Source organism: Nocardioides dilutus (genome assembly GCF_054779555.1).
On the sequence record NZ_BAAGYA010000003.1, the window covers coordinates 960,403 to 977,204 of the forward strand.

Consider the following 16,802-nt stretch of genomic DNA (forward strand, 5'->3'; position numbering starts at 1 on the left):
CCGCCCACGATAGGGGCCGGTCTCAGAACCCGCTCAGACGCCCCAGAGCGAGGCGACGTGTCTCACGTCGGTCCCGCAGCAGCCGCCGAGGATCCGCAGGGACGGCAGCCGGTCGCGCAGCGACTCGACGTCACCGCGCAGCTCGACGGGGTCGCCCTCGTCGAGCTCCTCGGCCTCGTCGAGCTCGGCGTGCGAGAGCCGGGAGGCGTTGGGCCGGACGACGACCAGTCGCTCACGCCACGGGCCGTCGGTGAGCCCGGGCTCGACGTGCTCGGGATGCGCACAGTTGACCCCGAACCAGTCGGGCGCCCCGGCTTCGTCGACGGTGGACACGGCCACGTCGAGCGGTGTGCCGTCGGGCAGCCGCCCGTCGGTCTCGACGGTGAACATGATCACGGCAGGCAGCCCGACCGCGCGGGCCGCGGTCGCGACGCCCAACGCCTCGGCGACGGAGGTCATGGTCATCGCAGTCGCCACGTCAGCACCTCCGGCCTTGAGCGCCGCGATCTGCGGGGAGTGGTAGTCCGCGTAGTCGTCCGAGCTGCCGGCGGTCTCGGCGACGTAGCCGTCACCGCGCGGTCCGACGTTGCCCGACACGACCACGCCGGCATCGTGCAGGTCCGTGTGGGAGTCCCTGACCCGGTGAAGGAGATCGACGGCCGAGCGGTTCACGGCGTGGAGCGCCGAGGCGTCGTAGCCGAGATCGGCGGCCCAGTCGGGGTTGGCTCGCCACGTCGGCGTCTCCAGGACCAGCCCGGCACCGGCACGCCGGGCCACCTCGGCGTAGCCGTCGTAGTAGTCCGTCAGCACGGACCTGCCGTCCGCGGTGCCCAGGAGCGGGAAGGACGCGAACTCGGGCAGGTCGATGCCGCGGTTGAAGATCAGGTCGGTCTCGAGGCCGCCGTCGGTGACGTAGTGGCCGGTGTCGTAGATGCGGGTCATGCGGACACTCCAAGAGTCGTAACAGACTGAACAGTCTGCATCAAACCAGACTGAATGGTCTGGTACAACTGTTTTGTGCCCCGCGACGGAACCGCCACCCGAGATCGCATCCTCGACGCAGCCCAGAAGCTGGTCATCGACCACGGCTTCGCGGCCACCTCGGTCGACCGGGTGCTGGAGGCATCGGCCACGTCCAAGGGTGCGTTCTTCCACCACTTCCCCGCCAAGGTCGACCTGGGGCGCGCGCTGGTGGACCGGTATGCCGCAGCGGACATCGCCCACCTCGAGCAGGCCCTCGAGGCCACCGCTCACGTGGACGACCCCGTCGAGCGAGCCGTGGCCTTCGTCCGGTTCTTCGAGGACACCGCCGACGACCTGATGGCCGAGCAGTCCAGCTGCCTCTACATCTCGGTGCTCATCGAGCGCGACCTGGCGGGCGACGACACCGGTGGCCCGATCCGCACCGCCATCGTCGCCTGGCGAGAGGGCTACGCCGAGCTCCTGCGGGCCGCCCTCGATGACCGGGCCGACACCGTGGACGTCCTGGCCCTGGCCGACCACCTGTTCGTCACCTTCGAGGGTGCGTTCCTGCTCTGCCGCTCCACCGGCGACCCGGGCCACATGCGCCGCCAGCTCGCCGCCTACCGCCGGCTGGTCGAGGCGCTCCTGCGCCGTTGACCCGAGGTCTCAGCCCGCCTGGTCCGGCGGCACCGCCGAGGGCTGCTCCGCCGGCAGGTCCGTGGGAACGCCGGTGGGCTGAGCGGTCGGCGTCGGCTCGGGCGTCGGCTCCGGTTCCGGCGCGTCGTACGTCGTGAGGATGAGCTTGCCCGCCTTGCGGGCCAAGGTGCGCACGTTGAGCCCGAGCTGGGCGAGCAGGACCTCGTCGGGGTCGGCGTCCTCCTGGTCGAGGGCGTCCAGGAGCTGCCAGAGCGTGACCTCGCCATAGCTGGCCGCGAGGTACTCGCAGGCGAACCACGCGATGCCGTAGTTGGCCGACGCGCGCCCGGGGGTGCCGGCGTCGTTGAACGCGTCGTCGGGCGGCATCTCGGTCACCCCCGCGCGGGCCGCGTCGATGGCGGCCCCCGAGATGGTGCGCCTCTCCGGCGGCAGCGACTGGACCGAGACATACTCGGCGAGGCCCTCGCTCAGCCAGACCGGCGCACGGTCGTCGGCCTCGCCGATCGCGACGTGGGTGAGCTCGTGCCGGACCAGCCGGTCGCGGGCCCGGCCGGCCTCGTCCAGCATCCGTGGGTGCAGCACGAAACGGGTGCCCACCAGCTCCGCACCGCCCTCGCCATCGGCACCGTCAGGAGAGGCGAAGACCGGGAAGGCCACACCGTCCAGGATCGTCGGGTCCCCGCCGGGCAGTCCGGGCAGCGTCGCGAGGAAGGCGGTGTTGGAGAGGGCGTAGACGACGACCGACTGGGTCCACGACGAGGGCACGACGCCCGCCACCTCGGCGATGCCCCGCTGGACCGAGGCGAGCAGCTTGGCGGAGGCCCGGACGCTGCCCGAGTCGAAGATCCCGAGCACCCCGGTGTCGCGGACCGCGACGATCTCGCCGTCGTCCCAGGGCTGCGGCTGGACCTCGTTGTCCACCTCCCACTGCGGGTCGGTGACCGAGGCCAGCCGGTAGCGACCCGGTTCTGTGCCGGGAGTGAACCGGAACCGGTCCCGGGAGCGGACCGGCGCCGTGTCGAAGCCGTCGAGCTGGAGGGACAGCTCGACGACGACCCAGTAGTCCTCTCCGTCGCGAACCAGACCGGCCGGGTCGACCGAGTAGTCGAACGCCGCCAACGGCAGCTGGCTGAGGTTCGCGAAGTAGGTGCGTTGCTGGTCCCGGAGCCCGGGATCGGCCTGGTCGCCGTTGGCCAGGCCGGCCAGGAAGCGCCGTTCGTCGCCACGGCGTACGGCGTCGGCACGGCGGTCGAGCGCCGACTCGATGCCCGCGAGCGCGTCCGGCGGGGCCTCGGTGATCGTGACCCCGGACGGAGAGGACGACGACTCGTCCGGGCCGTCGGGGTCGTCGGAGAACAGCGAGCAGCCCGTTGTCGCCAGCAGCAGGGCCGCCGCGACGAGAACCCCGGAGCTAGAGCGGCTTTTCGGCATCGACAGGAGCCCCGCCGACCGGCTCGCCCACGCCCACGTCGGGCAGGGCGGACATCGCCTCGACTATGCCGAGGGCCAGGGCCTGCGGGGTGAGCCCGATCTGCTCGAGGATGCGCGCTCGCTTGGCGTGGCCCAGGAACTCCTGTGGGATGCCGTGCAACCGGAACGGCGTGGTGACGCCGGCCTCGTTGAGGGTCTGCAGCAGGACGGCGCCGCAGCCCCCGATCTCCCCGTTGTCCTCCACGCTGACGACCAGCCGGTGCTCGGCGGCGAGCCGGACGATCGCCGGGTCGACGGGCTTGACCCACCGCGGGTCCACGACGGTGACCCCGATCCCCTGCGCCCCGAGCCGGCCGGCGACGTCGACGGCCACCTCGGCCATCGAGCCGACCGCGACGACCAGGACGTCGCGGGGGCCCTTGCGGACCAGGACGTCGGCTCCACCGGCCTTGCCGACGGCCGGGATGTCCTGCGGCGGCGGACCCTTCGGGATGCGCAGCACGGTGGGCGCGTCATCGACATCGACCGCCTCGCGCAACAGCTCGCGCACCCGGGCGGCGTCGCGCGGCGCCGCCAGTCGCAGACCGGGCACGACCTGGAGGATCGACATGTCCCACATGCCGTTGTGGCTGGCCCCGTCGTCGCCGGTCACTCCCGCGCGGTCGAGCACGAAGGTCACGCCGCACCTGTGGAGGGCGACGTCCATCAGCACCTGGTCGAAGGCCCGGTTGAGGAACGTCGCGTAGATGGCGACCACCGGGTGCAGGCCGGCCATCGCCAGGCCCGCCGCCGACGTCACGGCGTGCTGCTCGGCGATGCCCACGTCGAAGGTGCGCTCGGGGAAGCGCGCCTGGAAGGTGTGCAGCCCCACCGGGTGCATCATCGCCGCGGTGATCCCGACGATGTCCTTGCGCTCCGACCCGAGCGCGACCATCTCCTCGGAGAACGCGTCGGTCCAGATCCGGCCCTTCGTCGGGGCCTCGCCGGTCTCGAGGTCGAACGGCCCCACCTGGTGGAACTGGTCGGCCTCGTGCTGCTCGGCCCGGTCGTAGCCGAACCCCTTGCGGGTGATCGCGTGCACGATCACGGGCCCGTTGAACTTCTTGGCCTGCGCGAGCGCCTGCTCCAGGGCCGGCCGGTCGTGCCCGTCGACCGGGCCGACGTACTTGAGGCCGAGGTCCTCGAACAGGCCCTGGGGCGCCACGGCGTCCTTGAGGCCCTTCTTCATGGCGTGCAAGGCGTCGTACGCCGCGTGGCCCACCCCCGGGACCGCGTTGAGGCGGCGCTTGACCTGGTCGAGCACCTGCTCGTAGCGGGGGCTGGTGCGCAGCGAGGTGAGCGCCGTCGTGAGGCCGCCGATGGTGGGGGTATAGGACCGGCCGTTGTCGTTGACGACGATGACCAGCCTGGAGTCCTTGGCCACCGCGATGTTGTTGAGCGCCTCCCAGGCCATGCCGCCGGTGAGGGCGCCGTCGCCGATGACCGCGACGACGTGCCGGTCCTCGCCGCGGATCGTGTAGGCCTTGGCCAGCCCGTCGGCATAGCTGAGCGACGTGGACGCGTGGGAGTTCTCGACGATGTCGTGCTCGGACTCCGCCTGGCTGGGGTAGCCGCTCAGGCCGCCCTCCTGCCGGAGCCGGTCGAACTGCGCGGCCCGCCCGGTGACCATCTTGTGCACGTAGGCCTGGTGGCCGGTGTCGAAGACCACCCGGTCGCGGGGCGAGTCGAAGACCCGGTGGATGGCCAGCGTGAGCTCGACGACCCCGAGGTTGGGGCCGAGGTGACCCCCTGAGGGGGCGCAGGCGCGGACCAGCAGGTCGCGGATCTCGCTCGCCAGGGTCGCCAGCTGGTCGTCGGAGAGGTCACGCAGGTCGCGGGGACCGGTGATCGTCTCGAGCAGTGGCATGGCGGCGAGTCTACGGACTCGGCGGCTCAGATCAGAGTTGGTGCACCGCGACCGCGGGCTCCTCGAGGCTGCCCATCCAGACCCGGCCCTCGTGCTCCCGGACGCCCGTGACCATGTGGTAGTCCCCGGTCTTGACGTCGAGGTCGTGGACGAGGGTGCCCGCGTCGTCGTAGGCCTGGACCCGGACGGTCTTCTTGGGCTTGGGCTGCAACTTCTCCGGGATCCGGGTCACCTGGCGGCGCAGCCACACGGGGCCGCGCTGGAGCCGCTCGACCAGCGGGTCGCGCGGGCTGGCGATGGTCACCCAGATGAGGCCGTCGCTCCCCCGCGCGATGTTGTCGGGGTAGCCGGGCAGGTCCTGGCAGAGGTAGTCGCGAGTGCCGGCCAGGTCGCCGGTCAACCAGTGTCGGACCACGGTCGCGCCGGCGGTCTCCGCGACGGCCACGAAGTCCTCACCGCGCGAGAGCGCGACCCCGTTGGCGAACCGCAGTCCCTCGTGGACGACCGTGATCGTGCCGTCGGGGTCACGCCGCAGCAGCCGCCCGGTCCTGGTGTCCTGGACGAAGTCGTCCTTCCACTGGTCGATGCCGAAGTGCTTGGAGGAGTCGGAGAACCAGATCGTCCCGTCCGAGGCCACCGCGGCGTTGTTGCAGAACGCCATCGGCGTCCCGGCCACGCTGTCCGCGACCGCCTCGATGGCTCCGCCGGCGGGGTCGACACGCAGCAGGCCCTTCCGGGCGTCGCACACCAGGAGCCGGCCGTCGAGGTCGATCTCGATGCCGAGCGGACGGCCGCCGGTGTGGGCGACCTTGTCGACGGTCTCCCCGTCGTGGCGCACCCGCCAGATCGTCCCGTCGGCGGTGCCGGTGAACACCGCACCCTCGTCCGGGCCACGGGTCGCGACGACGACGTCCTCGGCGCCGTGGGCAGGGACCGGGATGACGGAGAAGCTGGTGGTCATGGCAGCAGACTGGCGTACGCCGGCGACTGGAGGAACAGCGGCACCACGACCGCCGCGGCCTCCGACAGCGGCAGACCAGCGACCGCGCCCGGGTCGACGAAGACGATCTGGCGTCCCTCACCGCAGACGACGTCCTCGTCGGTGGCCGTCGTCGAGCCGGTGAACACCCACATCGTGTCGGCGCTCGCGTGCACGGTGAACTCCCGCCACAGGGTCAACGCCCCGGTCGACTGGCCGGCCCCCGCCGCCAGCCCGGTCTCCTCGGCCAGCTCCCGGTGGACGGCGACCTCGACGGCCTCGCCGTCCTCGACGTGCCCGCCGACCAGGCCCCAGCAGTCGGGGTCGATCGGAGCATGCTCGTCGCGCTCCTGGAGCAGCAGCCAGCCCCGCGGGTCGACGAGCAGGACCGTGGCGAACCGCCTCACCGGGCGTACTTGCGCTGGGCGTACTTGCGCTGGGCGTACTTGGGCTGGGCGTACTTGCGCTGGCCGAGCACCTTGGACACGAACGCCATCGCCCGCGGCACCGGCACCCGGAGGACGGCGTGCTTGCAGACGTAGTCGTCGACGGTCCAGGTGCTCCACCGGCCGGCCGGGAAGTACGCCGCATCGCCGACCTCGAGGACCAGCGGCTCCTCGCCGTCGACCTGGACGCGCACCGAGCCCTCGACGATGCTGACCGTCTCGTCGAAGCCGAACCACCACCGGAACGAGCCGGCCGAGCAGTCCCACATCCAGTGGGTCGTTGTTCCATCCGCCGTCACCGCCCAGGTGTAGGCGCGGGCTCGGGGCTCCCCTGAGAGGATGTCCTCGGGGTTGATGGGGTCGTCCTGCAGGTCCGCGGACCGACGGATCATCGAGGCGTTCGTCTGGGTGACCACCCGGACATCATTCCCTGCCGGGCGAGGCGGGGTCAGAGGCGCGCGACGTAGCGCCGGCCGCGCAGCGCCTCCTCGACGAGCCCGACGGCGCGGCGTACGCCCTCGAGCCGGGCCTGCTCGGTCTGCCAGGTCGCGATCGCGGCCTCGATGACGTCGAGCGCGGCGACGTCGCGCAGCTCGGCCCGCGCCTCGCTGAGCCCGCGGCGTACGGACGCCTGGCAGGCCTCGACGTGCAGCACCGCGAACCGGGCGAGCACGACGACGTGACGCCGCAGTGTCGGGTAGCCACGAAACTCGGGTGGACAGAGGTCGAGCAGCCACAGCTCGGCCGTGCGCTCCCAGTCCGGGGCATCGGGTGGCCGGACCTGGCGCGGCCAGCCCGGCGGGGCGACATGGGTGGCCATGCCGAGAGTATAGGTCAGGAATCGAACGTCTGTTCGATCTCTCCGGCCAGCGTCAGCCGGGCAGCAACGACAGCCGGACGGTGCGCTCGTCGTTGTCCACGTTGAGGTCGACCAGGCAGATGCTCTGCCAGGTCCCGAGCGCCAGACGACCGTTGAGCACAGGGACGGTCGCGTGCGGCGGCACGATCGCCGGCATCACGTGCGAGCGACCGTGCCCCGGCGAGCCGTGCCGGTGCCGCCACCGGTCATCGGCGGGCAGCAGGTCGCCCAGCGCGCTGAGCAGGTCCTCGTCGCTGCCGGCGCCGGTCTCGATGATCGCGATCCCCGCGGTGGCGTGGGGGACGAACAGCGAGAGCAGCCCGTCGCCCTTCCCGCTGACGAAACCCGCGCAGTCACGCGTCAGGTCGAGCACGATCTCCCGGTCTCCGGTGCGGTAATCGCGTGTCGTCGAATCCATGAGGCCGACTGTGTCACGGCGTCACGCGTGCCGGACCTCCAGCCCGAGCCAGCCTGCCAGGTCCTGGATCTCGACCTCGACGGCGTCCCTGAGCTCCGCGCCGAACGCCACGTCCTCGTGGATCGCGTCCACGCGCAGCTCCCCGGCCTTGCGGTCGGCGGTCGCGTCGATCTTGCCGACCAGGCGGTCGCCGTGCAGGACCGGCAACGCGTAGTAGCCCCAGCGACGCTGGGCGGCCGGCTTGTACATCTCGAGGTAGAACTCGAAACCGAACAGCTCCTCGCCGCGCCTGCGGTCGTAGACGAGCCGGTCGTACGGCGACAGCAGCGCGGTCCGTCCGGTGAACGGCTGGTCGAGCAGCTCAGGGTCGACCCGCCACTCCCCCTTCACACCGTCGACGACGGCCGGCTCGCCGGCGGCGCCCACGTGGTTGGGCTCGGGTGACCCGGTCACGGGCATCTTCGCCCGCGCGATCCCGAGGGCACGGAGCCGTCGTTGGTCCCGGAGCTGCCGCGCCTCGTCGACACCGGGGACGGGGTCATCGGGGTAGATGCGCTCTGCGAGGTCCCACAGCTGCTCGCGGCCCTGGCGTCCGGCCGTCACCACCTCGCCGCGCTCGACCATCTGGACGAGCAGCCGCTTGACGTTCTGGTTGTTGTTCCAGCCGCTGGACCGCCACGGCACCTGGCAGGTGTCGGGCAGCGCGCTGGTCGGCAGCGGGCCGTCAGCCCGGAGCAGCTCGAGGATGTCGCGGCGGCACTCGTCGTTGGCCTCGACCCATCCGGCGACGTCGAGCTCCCACTGCTTGAGCTCCGCGGGCCGTCCCGGGTAGATCGCCATCTCGGCGCGGTAGAGCGCCAGGTCCTCGGCCGGCCGGATCATCCCGTGGTGGTCGATCAGGCGCTGCTCGTCGAGAGCGTCACGCAGGTCGCCGGGGTCGTAGGACGAGCCGATCCGGCTCCAGGGCACCAGGTCGGCGCTCGGCGCGACCGCGGCGATGGGGTCGTGCTGCACGAAGGTCAGGACCCTGACGACGCCGATGAGGTCGGTCGGCCGCGGCAGGTCCAGGAGCTGGGCCTGCACGGCGATCCGGCGGGCCTGCTCGCGGGTCAGCCGGTGCATCACACGGAGACGCCCTCGGGGCCACCCTGCGGGTCGGTGGTGCCGCCCTCGCAGGACGCGAACGCCTCGGGCGCGGTGTGGCCGTCGCCGTACTCGTCGAGGAACAGCGGCAGCCGGGGGTCCTCCGGCCCCGTGAGCTGGAGCTGAGCGCCCCAGACGGTGATCACGACCGGAGCCGGCAGTCCTTCGTACGGCGAGAGGATGCCGTCCTCCGGGAGGAACCCTTCCAGGGTCGCGACGTCCTCGTCCGCGAGCTCTGGGTCGTAGGTGATCCAGACAGTGCCGTGCTCGAGGTCGTGCACCGCGTTCTCGTCGCGGATCGGCTGGTCGTAGGCTCCGCAGGCCAGCCACTCCGGGTCGTGCGGTCCGCCGATCGGCGGCACCTGGTCGTAGTCGATGTCCTCGTCGTCGCGGTGCTCGGGGTTGAGGTCGTCCACCAGCAGCACGTCCTCGAGCCCGGGCGGTCTCCCGTCGTCGCGTCCATCGCCCTGGTCGGCCTCTTCGCCCCGGGCCACGGCCGACCCGTCGTCGTCGGCGAGGTCGTCGACGACCCGCGGCACGAGGACGGCAGCGGCGACCACGAGCAGCGCGGCCAGCAGCGCCAACCCGACCACCAGAGCCTGCAGCCCTCGTCGCGAGGGCGGCGGTGGTGGTGGCTCCGGAGGCGTCAGTGGTGGCGGGTGCCAGCCCGGCGGTGGGCCCGGTGGTGGGCCCGGTGGTGGGCCCGGTGGTGGGCCCGGTGGTGGGCCCGGTGGTGGGCCCGGTGGTGGGCTCAAGGGTGGTCCCGGCGGTATCGGCGGGGTCGGGTCGCTCACGTGTCGGCCAGGGCCCGCTCGACCCGCTCGACCTTGGCGGTGAGCTGACCCTCGAAACCAGGCCGGATGTCGGCCTTCAGCACCAGGCCCACCCGCGGCGACGTTGCGGCGACGACGTCCACGGCCTGCTTGACGACCGCCATGACCTCGTCCCAATCCCCCTCGATGTTGGTGAACATCGAGTTGAGCTCGTAGGGCAGACCCGAGTCGCGCACGACGCGGACGGCGGCGGCCACCGCCTCGGACACGCTGCCGGTCTCGTCGGTCGCTGTCGGGGAGATGCTGAACGCCACGATCACGCGGACGAGGTTAGCCTCGGGCAGGTGGACCTCGACGACGTGGACCGGCTGGCCCGGAGCCACGAGGGCGTGAAGCGCAAGGGCACCGACGCTCGGCCGGCCTGGTTCGTCGACAACCGCCTGGTCGTCCGCTGGCTCGACCCGACCTCGGTCGTCCTGCGCAGCGACTTCGCGGCCCGCGAGCGGCTGCTCGAGGACCACCCGGACACGTTCACCCTGCCGCCCCGCTTCGAGTCGCACATGAAGGTGGTCGTCGAGCTCGACCGGGCCGACCCGGACGCCCTCGCACGAGGCATCGCCGAGGCGGTCGAGCTGCAACGCAGGAGCTGAGGCTCAGGGAGCGACGTACGTCGGGTCCTCGTCGAGGCCGGGGACCAGCTCGCGCAGCCGGGACAGCGCGTCCCTGGCCTGCGACTTCACCGTGCCGACCGAGATGCCGAGCTCGGCCGCTGTCTGCTGCTCGGTGAGGTCCTCGTAGTAGCGCAGCACGATGACCGCGCGCTGGCGCGGAGCCAAGCCCAGGAGGGCCTGCCGCAGCGCCAGGCGGCCGTCGACGTCCGGCGCCGCGGCAACCGACTCGGGGACCGTGCCGACGTGTTGTTCACGCCACCGCCGGGCCCGCCACCGCGACACACTCTCCCGGGCCAGGACCTGGCGGACGTAGGGCTCGGGCCGGTCCGCGATTCGCTTCCAGATCGGCACGCACCTCACGAGGGCCGTCTGCACCAGGTCCTCGGCGTCGGCCTGGCGGCCAGTGAGCAGGTAGGCCGTGCGCAGCAGCGCCGGCCGACGGGCGGCGACGAACTCCTCGAAGCCGTGCTCGTCAGCGCTGAACACGGCGCCTCCACCAGCGCAGCAACAGGCCGGCGGCGAGCAGTATCCCGACGCCGGCGCCGCAGACGAGGAACGGGTTCAGCGGGTGCGGGGGCTCGGGCGCGGCGAACACTTCGCCCCGCAGGGCGTCCGCGGCCAGGATCGGCTCATTGCCCTCGGCGTAGCCGAGGATCTCCTGCGCTCCCGTGTCCACGTCGAGGGTCTGGTACGTCGCCTCGCCCGTGCCGTTGCCGTACCCGACGGTGACGAGGAGATGGTCGTCGCGCCACCCGAGGAGGCCGTTGACCGGCAGCTCGTCAGTCCTGCCCACCGCCGACAGGGTCAAGGTGCCCGACGGAGGACCGAGTGCTCCAGCGACGACCGGTCCGGTGCCGTCGCCGCTCTCGTCGTCCTCGAGACCGGCCACGCGGCTCTCGTCGGGCGACACGAACACCGGTGAGCGGAAGCCGGCCACGTCAGCGCCCAGCCGGCCGAGCACGTCGCTGCCGGACGGGGAGCTCCGGATGAGTCGGCTCCTCCAGGTGATGGTGACCACCGAGCTGCCCCACGCGCTCGCCTCGTCGAGGGCCAGCGACGGATCGGCCGTCTCCACGACGTCGCCCGCCGGATCCCACGACAAGACCTGGGTACGGCGGGCTCCTCGGCCCTCCTCGTCCGGATGGTCCATCTGCCAGACGTCGAACCAGAGCCGGGCGCCCGCCCAGACCAGGTTCGCGGGCACGAGCCCGTGCTCGGTCTCGACGAGGTGCTCGTAGGTCTTCCCCGTCACGGTGTCGTAGACCGCGACGCCGACCGGGACGGCCTCGGACCCTTGGATGAAGAGCCGGTCGCCGGGGGGTCCGGAGGGGCTTCCGGCCCTCCAGTACGCCACGAAGCGACCATCGGCGGAGATGGCAGGGCGTGCGAGCTGTGAGTCCCCCAGGCTCCGCGGCAGGTCCAGGAAGGCGTACTCCCCTGTCGCTGAGATACCGAGCACCGCATTGCTCGAGCCGCCGATCCACGCGTCCCGGACGGTCGGGACGACGGCGACCAAGGGGCCGATCGGACCTGTGTCGTCGGTGCCGGGCAGATGCTCGTCCGCCAGCCAGATCTGGTCCGGCATGCCCAGCGGAGCGTCGGTGCCGGCCGGCTGTACGGACGTGTGGCTCCTGGACCAGGCGAGGCCGCCGAGGCCGGCGAGGGCCACCAGGGCAGCGGCGACCACGACCGCCGTGCCCGCGCGGCGACGGCGGTGCTGCCTCCGGCCGATGGCCCAGAGGTCGCCGGGCACGGCGCCGGTCGAAGCCTCGTCCGCGAGGTCCCTGAGCCGATCGTGGAGAGTGGTCATACCCGTCTACACGTCACCAGGACCTGCGAAGGAGGGGTCGGACTCAGCACGCGCACACCTCTCATGCGCAGGTCTGGGTTGCTGCCCCTAGGAACGGCGGAGGTTGCGGAGCACGTACTGCATGATCCCGCCGTTGCGGTAGTAGTTCGCCTCGCCCGGGGTGTCGATCCGGACCACGGCGTCAAACTCCGTGCTCCCGGACGGACCGTCCGCCTTCACCTTCACCGTGCGCGGCGTGGTGCCGTCGTTGAGCGCGGTGACCCCGGTGATCGAGAACGTCTCCTCGCCGGTGAGGCCGAGCGACTCGGCGTTCTCGCCCTCGGGGTACTGCAGCGGCAGCACGCCCATGCCGATCAGGTTGGAGCGGTGGATCCGCTCGTAGGACTCGGCGATCACGGCCTTGACGCCCAGGAGCGCTGTGCCCTTGGCGGCCCAGTCACGCGACGAGCCGGAGCCGTACTCCTTGCCGGACAGGACCACCAGCGGCGTCCCTGCGGCGAGGTAGCTCTCCGAGGCCTCGTAGACCGAGGTCACCTTGGCGTCGTCGCCCTCGCCGGTGGTGAAGTCGCGGGTGAAACCACCCTCGGTGCCCGGCGCCAGCTGGTTGCGCAGCCGGATGTTGGCGAACGTCCCGCGGATCATCACCTCGTGGTTGCCGCGTCGCGAGCCGTAGGAGTTGAAGTCGCGCTGCTCGACGCCGTGCTCGGCGAGGTAGGTGCCGGCCGGAGAGTCCTTCTTGATCGCCCCGGCCGGGCTGATGTGGTCGGTGGTGACCGAGTCGCCGAGCTTGAGCAGCACCCGGGCACCCTCGATGTCCTCGACCGGCGACGGCTCGTCGGGCATGCCGTCGAAATAGGGTGGCTTGCGGACGTAGGTCGACTCGGGGTCCCACTCGAAGGTGTTGCCTTCGGGGGTCGGCAGCGACTGCCACTGCTCGTCACCGGCGAAGACGTCGGCGTAGTCGCTGGAGAACATCTCGGAGGTGATCGCGGTCGCGATGACGTCCTCGACCTCCTTGGCGCTCGGCCAGATGTCCTTCATGAAGACGTCGTTGCCGTCCTGGTCCTGGCCCAGCGGCTCGTTGAACAGGTCGACGTCCATCGAGCCGGCCAGCGCGTAGGCGACCACCAGCGGCGGCGAGGCCAGGTAGTTCATCTTCACGTCCGGGTTGATCCGGCCCTCGAAGTTGCGGTTGCCCGACAGCACCGAGACGACGGCCAGGTCGTTGGCGTTGACGGCCTGGCTGACCTCGGGGATCAGCGGCCCGGAGTTGCCGATGCAGGTGGTGCAGCCGTAGCCGACCAGGTTGAAGCCGAGCTTGTCGAGGTAGGGCGTGAGGCCGGCCTTCTCGTAGTAGTCGCTGACCACCTTGGAGCCGGGCGCGAGCGTGGTCTTGACCCACGGCTTGCGCTGCAGGCCCTTCTCGACGGCCTTCTTGGCCAGGAGCGCCGCACCGATCATCACCGACGGGTTGGAGGTGTTGGTGCACGAGGTGATGGCCGCGATCGCGACGGCGCCGTGGTCGACCTCGACCTCCTCACCGTCGATCGTGACGCTGACGGGGTTGCTCGCGCGGCCCCCGTCCTTCGGTGCCGCGGACGGCTTGGCCGGCTTGCCGTTGCCGTTGGCGTGACTGGGGGCGTCGGAGGCCGGGAACGACTCTTCGACCGCCTCGTCGTAGCCGGTTGTCTCCTGCTCGGGGCTGCCGTCGGTGTAGTCGACCAGCGCGCCGCGGAACGCCGCCTTGGCCTCGGACAGGGAGACCCGGTCCTGCGGCCGCTTCGGCCCGGCGAGCGAGGGGACCACGGTGGCCAGGTCGAGCTCGAGCTTCTCGGAGAAGCGTGGCTCGGCGTCCGGGTCGTGCCAGAGGCCCTGCTCCTTGGCGTAGGCCTCCACCAGTGCGAGCTGCTCGTCGCTGCGACCGGTGAGCTTGAGGTACTTCGTGGTCTCCTCGTCGATCGGGAAGACCGCGATGGTGGAGCCGAACTCCGGGCTCATGTTGCCGATCGTGGCGCGGTTGGCCAGCGGCAGGACCGAGACGCCGGGCCCGTAGAACTCGACGAACTTGCCGACCACACCGTGCTTGCGCAGCATCTCGGTGATCGTCAGCACCAGGTCGGTAGCGGTGGCGCCCTCGGGCAGGTCGCCGCTGAGCTTGAAGCCGACGACCCGCGGGATGAGCATCGAGACCGGCTGGCCGAGCATCGCGGCCTCCGCCTCGATGCCGCCGACGCCCCAGCCGACGACGCCGATGCCGTTGACCATGGTCGTGTGGGAGTCCGTGCCGACGCAGGTGTCGGGGTAGGCCGTCAGCTGCCCGTCGATGTCGCGGGTGAACACGACGCGGGCCAGGTGCTCGATGTTGACCTGGTGGACGATGCCGGTGCCGGGCGGGACGACCTTGAAGTCGTCGAACGCACCCTGACCCCAGCGCAGGAACTGGTAGCGCTCGCGATTGCGCTCGTACTCGATCTCCACGTTGCGCTCGAACGCCTCGGGGGTGCCGAAGACGTCGGCGATCACGGAGTGGTCGATGACCATCTCGGCCGGGGCGAGCGGGTTGATCCTCCTCGGGTCGCCGCCCAGGTCGGCCATCGCCTCGCGCATCGTGGCCAGGTCGACGACGCAGGGCACGCCCGTGAAGTCCTGCATGATCACCCGGGCCGGGGTGAACTGGATCTCCTTGTCGGGGTCGGCGTCCGCGTCCCAGCCGGCGAGCGCCCTGATGTCGTCGGCCGTGATGTCCGCGCCGTCCTCGGTGCGCAGCAGGTTCTCCAGCAGCACCTTGAGGCTGAACGGGAGGCTGGCCACGTCGAGCCCGTCACCGCTCACCGCGTCCAGGCGGTAGATCTGGTAGGACTCCCCACCGACCTCGAGCGTGCTCTTCGCGCCGAAGCTGTCCTTGCTCGCCACTGCTCACCATCTCCTCGTCGTGGGCTCTCGGCCCATCCTGCCGCACGTCAAATGTATCTTGATATCAAGATACATCACCCGGCACAGCGGCGCGAGTTCGGGTCAGCCGAGCAGCCTGGGCTCGATCCTGGTCTCGGTGACCCCGCCGTCCGGCCGGCGCTCCACGACGTACGCCGCCACGCCGGGCCGGTCCGAGACCGCCTCGACGAGCTCGGTGCCCTCGTAGACCAGGCCGACGCCGTCGTCCGTGGCGTGGGAGGTGGGCAGGATGCCGTCGCCGACCAGCTTGTGGAGCAGGGGCCGGCGCTGGTCCTCGCTGTCGTAGTGGACCCCGCAGCCGTAGGGCAGCAGGCCGAGGCCCGGAGGCGACATCTGCAGCTCGGTGCCGTAGCTGTCGGTGGGCCCGGCGACGTACCAGCAGATCGCGCCCGCGGAGACGCCGCTGAGCACGACGCCGGCTTCCCAGGCCTCGCGCAGGATCTCGTCGAGACCATGGACCCGCCACACCGCGAGCAGGTTGGCGACCGAGCCACCTCCGACCCAGATCACGTCCTGCCCGAGCAGGAACGAGCGCACGTCGGCCACGTTGGGCATCGTGAAGAGCTCGAGGTGGGAGGCCCGGACCTCCGAGCCGGCGAACGCGCGGTAGTAGCCGGCCAGACCGTTGAGGCTGTCGCCCGCTGCCGTGCCGATGTAGCAGAAGCGGGGCCGGGCCGGATCTCCGGCGAGGTGGATCGCGTGCTGGATGAGGGGACCGCGACGCCACTGGAACGCGCCGATCTCCGAGGGCAGGAAGCCACCCGAGGTAGCCAGGATGCGCACGCGTCGAGACTAGGTCGGCGGCTCTCGAAGTCACCTCACCCCTGCTGCCTCACATTTGTGCAACCGGCCTGACCGGGATTGCAGGGGCCAGCAACCCCACGCACTCCACGTGGTGGGTCATCGACCACGGATGGCAAACGTTCGAACGAGCACGTCTTTCGGAAGGCCTTCAAAGAGCGCTTCCCACTGGTTCGACGGGTAGCCGCTCTAGCTGCCACCCTGGAGCTCGTGGTCGATATGTCCGTCGAGTTCTCGAAGCGCGAGGCGCTAATGCATGCGCTCGCGACCGAGTTCGCTCAGAACGCGGCACTGACGAGCAAGTGGCTCGGCCGTGTCGATTTCGGCTTCGGGCCCGAGCGCGTCAAGGATGTCAGGAAGGGGATCTGCAAGCCGTCCTCGTACGCCGGCGGCGGGCTTGGGGAGGATCCCGACCAGGCGTGAGCGGCGCTTGATCTCCTTGTTGAGCTGCTCGAGGGGGTTGGTCGACAGTGGACCGACCTTGGGGAAGGACTTGGCCAGCTGGTCCCGGGCCTCGACGATGTCGTCGACGCTGCGGGACGAGAGACCCTGGACGTAGGCCTCCATGATCACTGCGTGTAACGCCTGGTCGATGCGGCGGCGGGGCTCGAGGATGACCGGGAAGAACGACCCCTTGCGGAGCTGGAGGATCCGTAGGTCCAGATCCCCAGCTTGGGTCGACAGCAGCCGGGGCCGCGATCCGTTGCGGTCGGTGACACGCTCGTAGGTGCGTTCGTAGCGACGGGCGCCGATCCGTTCGGTCGCTTCGGCTTCGGCTTCCATCAGCTCCTACATCACGATCCGGACCGACTCACGGACCAGGTCCACGCCGTCACCGGCACGGAACGCCTCGGGCAGCTCGGACACGGCGGACTTGGGGAACGCTCGTCGAAGGCGACAGCCCGCCCCACCTACCGTCCTTTCGACGAGACGGTTCCGGTGGCCCAAACGAGCTATGGCCCATGGTCTGAATGGACTATTACTGATGAGTAG

General features: G+C 71.0%; 18 protein-coding genes and 1 pseudogene. 2 read left to right on the forward strand and 17 right to left on the reverse strand.

Going from position 1 to position 16,802, the window contains the following annotated elements; genetic code table 11:
* Window positions 1–33 precede the first annotated feature (33 nt).
* Window positions 34–942, reverse strand: a complete 909-nt coding sequence (locus ACYVC6_RS20355) for a homocysteine S-methyltransferase family protein (protein WP_460716304.1) — start codon at window positions 940–942, stop codon at window positions 34–36.
* A gap of 75 nt (window positions 943–1,017) precedes the next feature.
* On the opposite strand from ACYVC6_RS20355, the gene ACYVC6_RS20360 reads away from it, so the two are divergent.
* Window positions 1,018–1,620 carry a TetR/AcrR family transcriptional regulator gene (locus ACYVC6_RS20360; RefSeq protein ID WP_460716305.1) on the forward strand — a complete coding sequence of 201 codons (603 nt, stop codon included), beginning with the start codon at window positions 1,018–1,020 and terminating at the stop codon, window positions 1,618–1,620.
* Between the two features lie 9 nt (window positions 1,621–1,629).
* On the opposite strand, the gene ACYVC6_RS20365 is transcribed toward ACYVC6_RS20360, so the two are convergent.
* The 10 genes from ACYVC6_RS20365 to ACYVC6_RS20410 form a co-directional block, all read right to left on the reverse strand.
* The gene (locus tag ACYVC6_RS20365; protein WP_460716306.1) at window positions 1,630–3,051 is read right to left on the reverse strand and encodes a hypothetical protein; all 1,422 of its coding nucleotides are present in this window, start codon (window positions 3,049–3,051) and stop codon (window positions 1,630–1,632) included.
* On the reverse strand, window positions 3,032–4,957 hold the full coding sequence (gene dxs / locus ACYVC6_RS20370; RefSeq protein WP_460716307.1) for a 1-deoxy-D-xylulose-5-phosphate synthase: 1,926 nt from the start codon (window positions 4,955–4,957) through the stop codon (window positions 3,032–3,034). Before dxs ends, ACYVC6_RS20365 begins: the two co-directional genes overlap by 20 nt.
* Before the next feature lie 31 nt (window positions 4,958–4,988).
* Complete coding sequence (locus ACYVC6_RS20375; RefSeq protein ID WP_460716308.1) at window positions 4,989–5,918, reverse strand: SMP-30/gluconolactonase/LRE family protein; 930 nt, start codon at window positions 5,916–5,918, stop codon at window positions 4,989–4,991.
* A complete protein-coding gene (locus tag ACYVC6_RS20380) occupies window positions 5,915–6,343 on the reverse strand; it encodes an NUDIX domain-containing protein (RefSeq protein WP_460716309.1) in 429 nt (142 codons plus the stop codon). The genes ACYVC6_RS20375 and ACYVC6_RS20380 overlap by 4 nt, the downstream gene beginning before the upstream one ends.
* Window positions 6,340–6,798 (reverse strand): cupin domain-containing protein, encoded by a 459-nt coding sequence (locus ACYVC6_RS20385; protein ID WP_460716310.1) that lies wholly within the window; start codon window positions 6,796–6,798, stop codon window positions 6,340–6,342. The genes ACYVC6_RS20380 and ACYVC6_RS20385 overlap by 4 nt, the downstream gene beginning before the upstream one ends.
* A gap of 32 nt (window positions 6,799–6,830) precedes the next feature.
* Window positions 6,831–7,202 carry a hypothetical protein gene (locus tag ACYVC6_RS20390; RefSeq protein ID WP_460716311.1) on the reverse strand — a complete coding sequence of 124 codons (372 nt, stop codon included), beginning with the start codon at window positions 7,200–7,202 and terminating at the stop codon, window positions 6,831–6,833.
* Between the two features lie 52 nt (window positions 7,203–7,254).
* The gene (locus tag ACYVC6_RS20395; protein ID WP_460716312.1) at window positions 7,255–7,659 is read right to left on the reverse strand and encodes a YjbQ family protein; all 405 of its coding nucleotides are present in this window, start codon (window positions 7,657–7,659) and stop codon (window positions 7,255–7,257) included.
* Window positions 7,660–7,680: 21 nt separating this feature from the next.
* On the reverse strand, window positions 7,681–8,781 hold the full coding sequence (locus ACYVC6_RS20400; RefSeq protein WP_460716313.1) for a DNA glycosylase AlkZ-like family protein: 1,101 nt from the start codon (window positions 8,779–8,781) through the stop codon (window positions 7,681–7,683).
* Complete coding sequence (locus tag ACYVC6_RS20405; protein WP_460716314.1) at window positions 8,781–9,395, reverse strand: DUF3105 domain-containing protein; 615 nt, start codon at window positions 9,393–9,395, stop codon at window positions 8,781–8,783. The genes ACYVC6_RS20400 and ACYVC6_RS20405 overlap by 1 nt, the downstream gene beginning before the upstream one ends.
* Before the next feature lie 197 nt (window positions 9,396–9,592).
* Entirely contained in the window at window positions 9,593–9,895 is a 303-nt protein-coding gene (locus tag ACYVC6_RS20410; protein ID WP_460716315.1) for an MTH1187 family thiamine-binding protein, read from the reverse strand.
* A gap of 24 nt (window positions 9,896–9,919) precedes the next feature.
* On the opposite strand from ACYVC6_RS20410, the gene ACYVC6_RS20415 reads away from it, so the two are divergent.
* Window positions 9,920–10,225 carry a hypothetical protein gene (locus tag ACYVC6_RS20415; protein WP_460716316.1) on the forward strand — a complete coding sequence of 102 codons (306 nt, stop codon included), beginning with the start codon at window positions 9,920–9,922 and terminating at the stop codon, window positions 10,223–10,225.
* 3 nt (window positions 10,226–10,228) lie between these two features.
* Here the strand turns inward: ACYVC6_RS20415 and ACYVC6_RS20420 are convergent, their stop codons facing one another.
* The 6 genes and pseudogenes from ACYVC6_RS20420 to ACYVC6_RS20445 form a co-directional block, all read right to left on the reverse strand.
* Window positions 10,229–10,732: a SigE family RNA polymerase sigma factor gene (locus tag ACYVC6_RS20420; RefSeq protein ID WP_460716317.1), complete on the reverse strand. Its 504-nt coding sequence runs from the start codon at window positions 10,730–10,732 to the stop codon at window positions 10,229–10,231.
* Entirely contained in the window at window positions 10,719–12,056 is a 1,338-nt protein-coding gene (locus tag ACYVC6_RS20425; protein ID WP_460716318.1) for a hypothetical protein, read from the reverse strand. Before ACYVC6_RS20425 ends, ACYVC6_RS20420 begins: the two co-directional genes overlap by 14 nt.
* An 87-nt stretch (window positions 12,057–12,143) precedes the next feature.
* Window positions 12,144–14,969 carry an aconitate hydratase gene (locus ACYVC6_RS20430; RefSeq protein WP_460716319.1) on the reverse strand — a complete coding sequence of 942 codons (2,826 nt, stop codon included), beginning with the start codon at window positions 14,967–14,969 and terminating at the stop codon, window positions 12,144–12,146.
* 102 nt (window positions 14,970–15,071) lie between these two features.
* Entirely contained in the window at window positions 15,072–15,791 is a 720-nt protein-coding gene (locus ACYVC6_RS20435; protein WP_460716320.1) for a Type 1 glutamine amidotransferase-like domain-containing protein, read from the reverse strand.
* Window positions 15,792–16,058: 267 nt separating this feature from the next.
* Entirely contained in the window at window positions 16,059–16,331 is a 273-nt protein-coding gene (locus ACYVC6_RS20440; RefSeq protein ID WP_460716526.1) for a transposase, read from the reverse strand.
* A pseudogene (locus tag ACYVC6_RS20445) lies at window positions 16,320–16,637 on the reverse strand (transposase); the annotation flags it as partial. The gene ACYVC6_RS20440 and the pseudogene ACYVC6_RS20445, both read right to left, overlap by 12 nt.
* Window positions 16,638–16,802 lie beyond the last annotated feature (165 nt).

What these genes read in the sequence shown, in the direction of transcription:
- ACYVC6_RS20375 (WP_460716308.1), bottom strand. Translation starts at nt 5,918, where the DNA reads ATGACCACCAGCTTCTCCGTCATCCCGGTCCCTGCCCACGGCGCCGAG.
- dxs (WP_460716307.1), bottom strand. Translation starts at nt 4,957, where the DNA reads ATGCCACTGCTCGAGACGATCACCGGTCCCCGCGACCTGCGTGACCTC.
- ACYVC6_RS20395 (WP_460716312.1), bottom strand. Translation starts at nt 7,659, where the DNA reads ATGGATTCGACGACACGCGATTACCGCACCGGAGACCGGGAGATCGTG.
- ACYVC6_RS20355 (WP_460716304.1), bottom strand. Translation starts at nt 942, where the DNA reads ATGACCCGCATCTACGACACCGGCCACTACGTCACCGACGGCGGCCTC.
- ACYVC6_RS20390 (WP_460716311.1), bottom strand. Translation starts at nt 7,202, where the DNA reads ATGGCCACCCATGTCGCCCCGCCGGGCTGGCCGCGCCAGGTCCGGCCA.
- ACYVC6_RS20400 (WP_460716313.1), bottom strand. Translation starts at nt 8,781, where the DNA reads ATGCACCGGCTGACCCGCGAGCAGGCCCGCCGGATCGCCGTGCAGGCC.
- ACYVC6_RS20365 (WP_460716306.1), bottom strand. Translation starts at nt 3,051, where the DNA reads ATGCCGAAAAGCCGCTCTAGCTCCGGGGTTCTCGTCGCGGCGGCCCTG.
- ACYVC6_RS20425 (WP_460716318.1), bottom strand. Translation starts at nt 12,056, where the DNA reads ATGACCACTCTCCACGATCGGCTCAGGGACCTCGCGGACGAGGCTTCG.